This window comes from Desulfatiferula olefinivorans, assembly GCF_054657895.1.
In genome coordinates, this window is the sequence record NZ_BAAHXV010000006.1 from 144560 (window position 1) to 155485 (window position 10926).

Consider the following 10926-nt stretch of genomic DNA (forward strand, 5'->3'; position numbering starts at 1 on the left):
CCGGCGTCACCGTGGCGTGGGCGGGGCTCTAAAAAAAATGTGGACAAACCCATTCGAAGAGTGCTACAGTTCCGGCTCGTTAAAATAAACTTCGTCAGATTGGAGGTGGTCTTTTGGGCAGCGTTATCAAAAAAAGAAGAAAAAAAATGCGCAAGCATAAGCACAAGAAATTGTTAGCCCGTACAAGACATCAAAGAAGAAAGGGTAAATAACCCCCTTTCCGTTTTCTTTGTTTTTGTATAGAATCAGAAAAAGCACCTGCCATGATCGTGGAAGGTGCTTTTTCTGTTTGGTTTCTCCCATCCGCCGGAGCGACTCCCGCCCTTACCTTCGGCTGTTCAGGTATTTCAGAAAATCCGAATCCGTGGACAGTACCAGGGTGCTGTCCTTATCCATAGACTGGTTGTAGATGTCCAGGGCTTTGATGAACGAATAAAATTCGGGGTCCTTGCCGTAGGCGTCGGCATAAATCTTCGTTACCCGGGCGTCGGCCTCACCCTTGAGCATCTGGGCTTTCTTGTAGGCCTCCGAGGTGATCCGTTTCAGTTCCTTTTCCTTGTCACCCTTGATTTTCTGTGCTTCACCGCGTCCTTCCGACCGGAATTTCTCGACGATCTGGGTCCGCTCGGCGATCATGCGGTCATAGACCGAACGCTGGACGTCGTCCCGGTAGTTGATGCGCTTGATTTTCACGTCCACCAGGTCGATACCGTAGATCTTCAGTTTGTCCTTGGCCTGGGCCAGGATCTGCTCGGTAATCTTGCTTCGCCCCATGGAGATGTTGTAGTTGATCGGTTCCGTTTCCATCTTGCCGGACACCGGTTCGATCTCCGTGATCTCGTGGTCGAACTCCCGGTTGGTGTTCCGGACCGATTCGATGAGATCGTAAGAGGCGATGGCGTTTTTGATCGAAGGATCGATGATGTCCCCGATCAGGGCAATGGCCCGCCGAAGATTCTCGCAGTTCTTCAAAAAGAGGATCGGATCCTCGATACGCCAGCGTGCGAAGGCGTCCACCCAGATGTAGGTTTTGTTCTTGGTGGGAATTTCCCCCCGCTCGCCGTCCCATTCCAGAAGGTTTTTGGGATAACGGTTGACCAGGTCGATGAACGGCACCTTGAAATGAAGGCCCGCTTCCTTGACGGCGTCGCCTTCGACCTTGCCGAAACGGGTGATGACCACCTGCTGGGTTTCATCCACGGTGTACATGGAGAAAAGGGCTCCCGCAGCCAGCACCGCGATGAGAACGACGATGATTCCACTTACTTTCATTTTGATTCACCCTCCAGTTTTCCCAGGTTGAGCAGGGGCAGCACGTTCTTCTGCTTGGCATCCACGATGTATTTTTTCCCGATCCGGGGCATCAGTTCGCCCATGCGCTCCAGGTAGATCCGGCGGGTGGTTACGTCTTTGGCCTTGGCGTATTCGGCGTACAGGGACATAAACCGGGAGGCGTCACCCTCGGCCCGGTTGATGATGTCCAGGGCGTACCCCTCGGCTTCGCGGATGGTCCTCTCGGCCTCGCCCAGAGCGGCGGGAATGGCCTTGTTGTACTCCTCGTTGGCCTTGTAGATCATGGTTTCCTTTTCCTGCTGGGCCTTGTTGACCTCGTTGAACGAGGGCTGGACCGGCTCGGGTACGTTGGTTTTCTTCATTTCAATGGTTTTCACCTTGATGCCCGTTTCCGCCGCCTCCAGCTCCTTCTGCAGCAGATCCTTGCAGGCCATGGCGATCTCGTCGCGTTTAATGATCACCTCGTCCACACTGCGGTCCCCGACAATCAGGCGCATGGTGGACTGAGACAGATCACTGAGCAGGCTTTCCGGTGCATGGACCTTAAACAGGTATTTTTCAGGATCGAAAATCTGGTACTGCACCAACCAGGGCACCACGGCCACATTCAGGTCGCCGGTCAGCATCAGGGTGACGTCCCCGGTCTCATCGCCGGGCCGGTAAGGCCCCGCGCTCTGGTAACCGAATTCGGCCCGATGAACGGCATCGACCTTGATCTTGGTCAATTTCTCGATGCCCCGGGGCAGCTTGAAATGAAGACCGGCACCTTCCTTGCGCACAAAGGCGCCAAACCGCTGGATGATGCCCACCTCGTTGGCCTCGATGGTGTAGACCATCGACGACCCGAACACCAGAAACAGAACCAGTACGATCAGAAACCCGCCGGGCATCTTGAACTTTTTGAACTGATCGATCACGTCATCAAGGGGAGGCGGTTCGATGCCCCCGGGCCCCCCGCCCTGACTTTTTTTCTGCCGCTGCTGCTGCTCTCTTAGTTTTTCCCAATCCCAATTCATATGTCCTTACCTGTTCGTTTTATGATTATGGCTTCCGTTTCTGCGAAAACGCGTTTCCCGGATTATTCAATGAACACACCGACTCATGCAGATCCCCGCGGGATAGTGGGCTGGCCCGGGGAACCCGCCCGGCCCCCGGTGTAAATTCTTCATGTTTTTGCATGATTCCCCGTGATTTTCAAGACAAAAAGAATTTTAACCTGAATTATCAAGCCATTTCACACCCCCTGATTTCGGCCCGTTCATTTCCCTTGACAGCGGTTTCCCCCTTTGGGTAGTCTTTCGCCCATGAAAACACCCGAGCAGAAATCCATGACCCACATCGGCAGCATTCTGGCCAAATCCCTGGCCGTCTGTCGCAACCGCGCCGACGCCGACATGATCCGTATCTGGGACATCTGGGACGGGGCCGTGGGGGAAGCCATTGCCCAGAACGCACGGCCGTCGGCCTTCAAGGGGCACATGCTCCAGGTGAACGTGTCCAGTTCGGCCTGGCTGTACCATCTGAATTTTCTGAAAAACGAACTGATGGACAAACTCAATACGGCCCTGGGTGCCCCCCTGGTCCGTGAACTGACCTTCAAGATCGGGCCCGTCGCCCCCTGAACGACGCCATGGATGCCACCACCACCGATGTCCTGTTCGACGGAGCCCGGACGGTCCGTCAGTACCGGGACGGGTACCGCTATGCCTTCGACGCCCTGCTGCTGGCCCGGTTCATCGACCCCCTGCCCGGTCAGACCCTGGTCGATTTCGGCACGGGCTCGGGAATCATCCCCATCCTGCTTCAATACCGGCACCCGACGCTGAGAATCTGGGCCGTTGAAATCCAGAACCGTCTGGCGGCCCTCGCCCGCGACAACATCCGCGAAAACGGCCTTGAGCATGCCGTCACCGTTGTCCATGGGGACCTGACCCGTCCCCAAACCCTTGGCCTGCCTGCGTCCCTCGACTGGATCATCGCCAACCCCCCCTTCACCGCCCGGGGCTCCGGCCGGCTGAATCCGTCCGACGAAAAAGCCGTGGCCCGCCATGAAATCCTGATGACCCTCGATCAACTGGTCGACTCGGCCGAAACGCTCCTTTCGCCCGGCGGCCGCCTTGCCCTGATCTATCCGGACAGCCGCAGGACCGAACTGCTCGACCGGCTCCTAAGGTCCGGTCTTTCGCCCTGTCGCATCAGGCCCGTCCTGCCCGCAGCCCTGGCCCCCCCCTGCCGGATCCTCGTTGACGCCGTCTGCGGCCCGCCCCGGACCCTTGAGGAAATGCCGCCCCTGGTTCTCGGAAAAGACGGCATCGAATAATCGATCTTTGATTGAAGTTTCCAACAGAACTGTGTTAGATTATTCCATCCCAGTGACCTTGACCCAGCCTTCCGGAGGGAACACCCGCGTGTACGACACCCACATCACGGACAAACAGTTCAGGGACATTGCAGGCATCGTTCACGCGGTCAGCGGCATTCACCTGACCGACAACAAACGGGACCTGCTTAAGGCCCGGATTGCCAAGCGCCTGAGGGCCACCAAACTGACCTCGATCGCCACCTACCTCGACATGATCGCCAGTGACCCCGAGGAATTCGAGCAGTTCATCGACGGCATCACCACCAACCACACCTATTTTTTCCGTGAAAACAAGCACTGCGAACACATGATCCGGACCCTGGACCGCAGCCGGTATCTGAAAATATGGAGCGCCGCCTCCTCCAGCGGTGAAGAGGCCTACACCATCGCCATGCAGCTGATGGAACACGGATTCCGGTTCGAGATCTTCGCCTCGGACATTTCGGATACCATGCTGGACCTCGCCAGGCGCGGCGTCTACCCGATGGAGCGGGTAAGGGCCGTGCCCAAAAACTACCTGTACAAATACTTCCGCAAAGGGGTCAACCATTCGGAAGGCAAGGTCCGCGTCAGGCCCGAAGTCACGGCGAACATTCGTTTCGGCAAATACAACTTGGTCACGGGAACGCCGCCCAAGGCGTCCTACGACATCATCTTCTGCCGGAACGTGATGATCTACTTCGACCTGCCCACCAAACAGAAGGTGGTCAACGACATGTACACCGCCTTGAAAACCGGCGGCTACTTCATCTTCGGCCAGTCGGAAAGCATCGTGGGCATCCGGACACCGCTCAAAACCATCTCACCCAGCATCTACCGGAAACAGTGAGCCGGCGTCTCCCTGTCGAATCGGCTCAGGCGCCGTTTTCCATCAGGGCAGACGCCCGGTTCGTTGCCGCCTTCGGCTGAAAATAGCGATTCACCTCCGAAACAAAACCGTGTTAGGATGGATGCCATGGAATCGTTCAAAACTTCTGTCGAAGAAAACCGCCGGGCGTTTATGGCCTACACCATCACGCGGATCCGTGAGCTGCTGCGCAACCTGCCGCCGGCCCGGGCCGATCTGTTTCAGGCTCTTCCCTTCCTACTTCACGTCAACCGGCCGGAGTTCCCCTGCTACGTGGCCTCGGACCATAGGTTTTACGGCATCTACCGCTTTGATCGATCGGGTTTTTTCAAATTCGGCCTGCGCCGTTTCAAGACGGACCCGGCCACGCTGGACAATCCGGCGGACGACGAAGCCCCCATCCTGGGCCTGTACCTGATGGGCAGCGCCGGCACCCTCACCCAGAGCCGTCATTCGGACTTCGACTTCTGGGTGATTGTCGAGGAGAACCGACTTAATGAGAACCGGCTGGCCCTGCTCCGGCAAAAACTCCATCTGATCGAGACCTGGTGCAGGGAACTCCATCAGCAGGACGTGACCTTTTTCATCATGGATGTCAACAAACTCCGGCACAACGAATTTTCCGTCGTTGACGGGGAAAGTTCGGGGTCGGCCCAGCCGACGATCCTCAAAGACGAATTCTACCGGACCTTCATCATGATCGCCGGAAAGATCCCGCTCTGGGCCGTGATGCCGAAGGATTTTGACGGGTCTCTCTCTCCCGAATCCGCCCTGGCCCTGGCCGGGCCGGACTACATCGACACCGGGGATCTTACCGAAATCGACAGCCGCGAATGCCTGGGGGCTGTTTTGTGGCAGGTGTACAAGGCCCGCAAAGACCCGGTGAAAGCCCTGATTAAAGCGTCTCTGGCCGCCTATTACGCATTCAACGCGGCGCCGTCCGCCCTACTTTCCTCACGGGTCAAGGCCGCCTTCGGACAAACACGGCTGGACGATTACCTGTGCGACCCCTACCTGACGGTGTTCGACACCATCATGGCCTTCTACCGGGAAATGGATGACCCCAAAGGGCTTGCGCTGATCCGCCAGTGCATCATGCTGCGGCTTTTGGGCTACCCGGACATTGAGCGTACCGATCCCGGCGGCCCAAAGGGACGCCTGCTGGCACGGTTTGCCGATGCCTGGGACCGGGGCCGGAAGGACCTTAACCGGCTTTCCGCCATGGCATCCTGGAGCGAGGCGGATAAAATCGCCTTCGAGGACAATCTGTTCGACAAGCTGTCCTTTCTTTATGAACTGATTTTACGAAGCCTTGACGACGAGGACGCCGTCATCGCCATGAGACCCGAGGACCTTTCCATCCTCAAAAACCGGACCGCCGCCTTCATTCAGAAAAAGCCCGGCAAAATTCCCCGGTGTTCGACGATCCTCCGGACCCGCGCCCGGAACCTGTCCCTGTGGATCGGCCCCGACCGGGAACAAAAAACCGCCTGGGCCGTCTACGGCCAGGGAGACCCCACGCCCCTGTTCACCGGGCCGGATTACCTGAAGGTCCTGGGGTTCATCTTCGCCAACGCCCTCAACGAGGCCCGGTTCATCACCCACCCCCGGCATTTCCTGACGATACGGGCCTTTCTGGACCATCTCTACCCCCGACCGGACGGGGTCTTTACCGCGCCGCCCCGCATCGAGAAAATCGTACTCCTCTTCAAAGACGATGCCCGGGGCAACCTGATCGCCGCCGACCATCTGACCTTCAATTCCTGGGGAGAATTCTATTTCGATACCATTGAATTATCGGCTCTTGAAAGCCTGGAGGCGAAATGTTATAAAACAGCAGAATTTATTTTCACCGCCCATGTGAAACATCCGGATTCAAAGCTTCAATACCTCATCTGCCAACCTGGAGAGGGTGCGTATCCGTCCCTGGGGGACATTGTCCAGAGCGGGCTCGACCGCCTGAAGCGGCAAGACCCCATCCGGGAACGTGTTGAACCCGAGGAGACGAGGCGGCCCGGCAAACCCAAACCTTTTCTGGACCTTTTATAGAAATGCCTATGAAATCCGATTCCTTTCTGATTGTCGACGACAATGCCTTTGCCCTCAAGGAACTCAAGGACCTGATGAAATATCTGGGGTTCAAAACCCTGGAAGCCGCCGAAAGCGCCAACAACGCCTGGGCCCTGCTCCGGGTCAAATCCTACGCCTGCGTGATCGCCGCCTGGGACATGGAAGACATGTCCGGCCTGGCCCTTCTGAAAATCGCCCGCAGTGACGACCGTCTCAAAGACATCCCCTTTTTTCTGACCGATTCGGCCTTCACCAAGGTCAAAGTGATCAAGGCCGGACTGGCAGGGGTCACCGGGCTGATCGTCACCCCTTACGACCGGGACAACCTGAAGATGAAAATGGACTCCGTCACCGGCGCCCAGGAGGCCCCGGCTTTCGTCGAAGAAGGGAAAAAACTGGACAAAGGCATGGACCTCATCGAAAAGGGCAACTACGAGGAAGCCTTGGATGTGCTCGACGAGATGGTCAACCAAGGGGAAACCGCAGAATATTACTACAACATCGGTTACATCCGGACCTCCGAGGGGAAATACCCCGAGGCCATCGAGGCCTTCCGCAAGGCGGTTCAGCTCGATCACCTGTTCGCCAAGGCTTACGAAGGCATGGGCCGGGCCTACCACGCCCTGGGCCAGTCCGACCAGGCGGAGAAATACCTCCAGAAAGCGGCCGATATCTACATGGACAAGGAAAACGTGGAAGACGCCGAGGCCATCCTCAACGACATTCTGGAAATCAGCAAGGATTCGGCCAACGTCTTCAACAGTCTGGGGGTGTTGTACCGAAAGAGGGGCGATTTCAAAAACGCGTTGAAAAATTACGAAAAAGCCCTTCGCATCCATCCGGAAGAAACCTTTATTCTCTACAATGTCGGGCGCCTCCACCTGGACCTGAAGGATCCGGGCAAGGCCGCCGAATTCTTCGAGAAGGCCCTGATCATCGACCCGGATTTCATCGAAGCCCGCCAGGTTCTCGACGCCATCGAACTGGGTACGATCTGAGCGATCAGGTCGCGGACTGGATCCGCTTGAGGTTGGAATGAACGAGCTGGCGGGTTTTCTTGCGGTAGAATTCCTTGAGAAACAGGACCTGGAGCCCCGGGTCCTCCTGGTTTAAGATATTGGCGTTGATGCTCATCACCAGGCAGTCCGTTTCAGCCCGGACCCTTGCCTGGCGGGGCTTTTGAAAAAGAACGGCCGACTCGCCGAAGCAGTCCCCCGGGCCGAAGGTATCGGTTTCGTCCTTGATGATCAGGGTGGCCCGCCCGCTGACCAGAATGTAGATGTTGCTGTCATGCTCGCTTTCCTCGATGATGAAAGCCCCCTTCCGGTGCAGCTGCCAGCTTGAAATCGCCATGATCCGCTGCATGTCGTCCTCCTGAAAATGCTGAAAAAACACCAGCCTCCGAAGGGCCTCTACCTTGCGTCGGTCTTCGCTGGACAAGGCTTTGGAATCTTTTCCCCGGATGACGGGGAGCAGGGCGTCGGCGAATTCCCTGGCCGTCGCGAACCGTTTGTCCGGGTCCTTTTCCATGGCCCGCACCACGATATCCGACAAGGCGGGAGACACGGACGGAAAGCGGTCGCACAAGGGGCGCGCCGTCTCGTTGAGAATGCTGTACATGATCTGGTAGGAGCTGTCCCCGGAAAAGGGGCGCTCGCCGCTGAGCAGCTCATACAGCACCACCCCCAGTGAGAAAAGATCGCTGCGGTGGTCGTTGCCGTAATCGGCCCCGGTCTGCTCGGGCGACATGTAGGGCACCGATCCGGACACCCCGGTCCGGGCCCCGCTGTCCTTGAGCAGCCGGGCGATGCCGAAATCCATCAGCTTCACCTCGCCCAGACGGGTCAGCATGATGTTGGCGGGCTTGATGTCGAGATGCACCAGCCCCTTGCCGTGGATATAGTCCAGGGCATGACAGACATTGAACACGATTTCCGCCGCCTTGACCGGATTCATCGGTTCCCCGTGGCCGGCGGGCTGATCGAGCCCCTTGCCGTCAATAAATTCCAGGGCCATGTAAAACAGGTTTTTCTCGAAGCCCGCATCGTAGGTGATCACGATATTCGGATGAATCAGACGGGAAGACAGACGGGCTTCCTGAAGGCAGCGGGCAATCTGTTCACTGCCCGACAGGTCTGAGCCCGGGTCCATGGCCACGGCCTTCAGCGCCACCATCCGGCCGAGAACCGGATCCAGGGCGCGGTAGACCGTCCCCATGCCGCCCTTGCCGATCCGGGCCTTGATCTGATACCGACCGATGGTCTCCATACGATTTTATTATCTCTGATTTTTACGAATCCTGATGGCTTTTTCCGCCAGGTTCCTCAGCTTCTTCATGTTTTTCAGGTCTTCCATCGGGGTGAACTCCCGCGGGGCCTCATGGTCCGCATAAAAAAATCCGATGGGGACGTGGTCGATGACCAGAGCGAACAGGTCAAAGCCCGAGGCCATGTTCATCATCCGGTACCAGGTGGGTATCAGGGCCTTGAATTTGGCGTCGTTGATGTCGGGAATGCTGTAGTCCTTTTCCCGGGAAAGGCTCAGGTGAAAAATATCCTGGACCGTGGTGATGGGAAACCGGAACTCCCGGCTAAGCGCATCGATATCCTTGCCCAGCCCGTGACGGATGCCGATGACGTTGCGGGCCGCGTCCCGGATGCAGATGGCAATGCGGTCGTAGTCGAATTCACGGTGCATCACGCTTAAAATGTCCATCAGCACCTGACCGATGGCAAAATCCCCCGCAAGCACAGCCTCGATCCGCTTGATATCCTTGTAGATCCGCTTCCTAACCTCGGCGGGCGTGCTTTTTCGGACGTCCGCAGGGGACGCCGAGGCCGGGGTTTCCGTATCCGGTTCCCCGTCTTTCTGCTGCATGTTTTTGATCAGACGACTTTTCCCGATGTTGATATTCAGTTGAGCGGCGTGCACCTTGACCTTTTCCGACACGCGCCCCAGAAGCCCCTCGATATCATCGACGCGAATATCGACCAGCCCCTTGTATCCTTCGATCAACCGGGCAATGTCCCGATCCCGCTGCCCGGCGTCATCACTCTGATAGACCCGGCACAGGGCATTGCTGAAGGCGGAGATGAATCCCAGCCGGTCATCCCGGGAGTATGCCCTGTCGCCCACGGGGGGGCTCGTCAGGGGATCACAGGCCATGCTGCGGACGATGCTCGCCGGGATGCCCCACTTTTTGGCCACCCCGATGCCCAGGTCCCGGAAGGAAATGGTCAGAACCTTTCGTGCCGCCTGCTCCCGGTCCATGCCCTTGCGTTTCTCGATCTCCAGAATACGCTGATATTTATCGGGAAAATAAAAAGCAATCAGGTTTTCGCCCAGGCTGTGAAACATGGCGCAGACCTGGAATTCCTCGGTGTCGTGGATCCCGGCCCCCACCGCCAGGTCCTTGGCCATCAGGCCGCTCATGAAGGTATTGACGGTAATGTCCTTGAGCCCCTGGCTCTGGGCGTTGGCCTGCATGTGCTCAAACAGCATCAGGCTTGCCGCGGCCTGCTGGATCTGATCGGCCCCGAGAATGATCATGGCGCTCGAAACAGACGATATCCCGTTCTTGCTGAACTGGCCGTAAAACGAGGAGTTGACGAGCTTGAGCAGTTTGTTGGACAGGGAAAAATCCTTCATGATCACGTTGGCGATGTCCCTGGCCGAGGAATATTTCAGCTTGAGAATCTTGTTCACTTCCACGATCTGACGGGAAAACGAAGGGAAATCCCCTTTTTTGCGCATCAGTTCAAAAAGGGTCTCGATGACCCGGTCGACCCGGCCCGCCTCCAGTGCCCCGGGGTCCTGGCTGTCGCCTGCGGGCGTCGCGTCGGGCCGCTTGGCCGGCACCCCGGCCGGAAACAGGGCACTCAGATCGATGGGATCGAAATCAAAGCCTTTTTTATCGGTTCGGTCTGTCATCACATGCAGATACCTGTCGGTTGATAGAGAAATGATAGCGTCGAAATGCCGAGGGAGAGACTCTTGTCCCTCCGATCGGACCGGTTCAGGATACCGGTGTGGATCACGCCCCCCTGTCAGCGTTCATCAAAAAATGTTTTTGGATCGTAGCACCAACGGACCGGATTGTAAATCACGGATAAATCGGGATAATCCAAATCGAAATCGGCAGCGGTTCCCATGCGGCTTTCGCACCGGGGGCAGAGGGAACCTGCCGGCCCTTGACCGGCCCCGGTTCCGGTGAGCCTCGGGCTTTTTATGTGTTATCGGCACATTGACCGCTAAAATAAAACGAAAAATGACCGCCGGACGACGCGACGTCTGCCGGGACGACGATTCGTTACCCAGGCGATCAATCTCAACCAGTCCATCAAAAGAACATCAT

The 10926-nt window shown here is 57.3% G+C and carries 10 protein-coding genes; 6 read left to right on the forward strand and 4 right to left on the reverse strand.

The features are described 5' to 3' along the window. The first annotated feature begins 113 nt into the window (after positions 1-113). Positions 114-212 (forward strand): 30S ribosomal protein bS22, encoded by a 99-nt coding sequence (locus ACYQ11_RS06960; RefSeq protein WP_435549817.1) that lies wholly within the window; start codon positions 114-116, stop codon positions 210-212. Positions 213-324: 112 nt separating this feature from the next. Here the strand turns inward: ACYQ11_RS06960 and hflC are convergent, their stop codons facing one another. Beyond that, positions 325-1272, reverse strand: coding sequence for a protease modulator HflC (gene hflC, locus ACYQ11_RS06965; RefSeq protein ID WP_459923039.1), 948 nt, complete (start codon positions 1270-1272; stop codon positions 325-327). Continuing rightward, positions 1269-2309 carry an FtsH protease activity modulator HflK gene (gene hflK, locus ACYQ11_RS06970; protein WP_459923040.1) on the reverse strand — a complete coding sequence of 347 codons (1041 nt, stop codon included), beginning with the start codon at positions 2307-2309 and terminating at the stop codon, positions 1269-1271. The genes hflC and hflK overlap by 4 nt, the downstream gene beginning before the upstream one ends. A gap of 288 nt (positions 2310-2597) precedes the next feature. On the opposite strand from hflK, the gene ACYQ11_RS06975 reads away from it, so the two are divergent. The 5 genes from ACYQ11_RS06975 to ACYQ11_RS06995 all read left to right on the forward strand — a co-directional run bounded on the left by ACYQ11_RS06975 (position 2598) and on the right by ACYQ11_RS06995 (position 7570). Continuing rightward, on the forward strand, positions 2598-2915 hold the full coding sequence (locus ACYQ11_RS06975) for a DciA family protein (protein ID WP_459923041.1): 318 nt from the start codon (positions 2598-2600) through the stop codon (positions 2913-2915). Between the two features lie 8 nt (positions 2916-2923). Continuing rightward, a complete protein-coding gene (locus ACYQ11_RS06980; RefSeq protein WP_459923042.1) occupies positions 2924-3613 on the forward strand; it encodes a tRNA1(Val) (adenine(37)-N6)-methyltransferase in 690 nt (229 codons plus the stop codon). An 88-nt stretch (positions 3614-3701) separates the two neighbouring features. Further along, positions 3702-4484: a CheR family methyltransferase gene (locus ACYQ11_RS06985; RefSeq protein ID WP_459923043.1), complete on the forward strand. Its 783-nt coding sequence runs from the start codon at positions 3702-3704 to the stop codon at positions 4482-4484. Between the two features lie 126 nt (positions 4485-4610). Next, positions 4611-6551, forward strand: a complete 1941-nt coding sequence (locus ACYQ11_RS06990) for a class I adenylate cyclase domain-containing protein (protein WP_459923044.1) — start codon at positions 4611-4613, stop codon at positions 6549-6551. Between the two features lie 8 nt (positions 6552-6559). Next, on the forward strand, positions 6560-7570 hold the full coding sequence (locus ACYQ11_RS06995) for a tetratricopeptide repeat protein (RefSeq protein WP_459923045.1): 1011 nt from the start codon (positions 6560-6562) through the stop codon (positions 7568-7570). A 4-nt stretch (positions 7571-7574) separates the two neighbouring features. Here the strand turns inward: ACYQ11_RS06995 and ACYQ11_RS07000 are convergent, their stop codons facing one another. Both ACYQ11_RS07000 and ACYQ11_RS07005 read right to left on the reverse strand, forming a co-directional pair. Then, entirely contained in the window at positions 7575-8840 is a 1266-nt protein-coding gene (locus ACYQ11_RS07000) for a protein kinase domain-containing protein (RefSeq protein ID WP_459923046.1), read from the reverse strand. A gap of 9 nt (positions 8841-8849) precedes the next feature. Further along, complete coding sequence (locus tag ACYQ11_RS07005) at positions 8850-10502, reverse strand: HDOD domain-containing protein (RefSeq protein ID WP_459923047.1); 1653 nt, start codon at positions 10500-10502, stop codon at positions 8850-8852. Positions 10503-10926 lie beyond the last annotated feature (424 nt).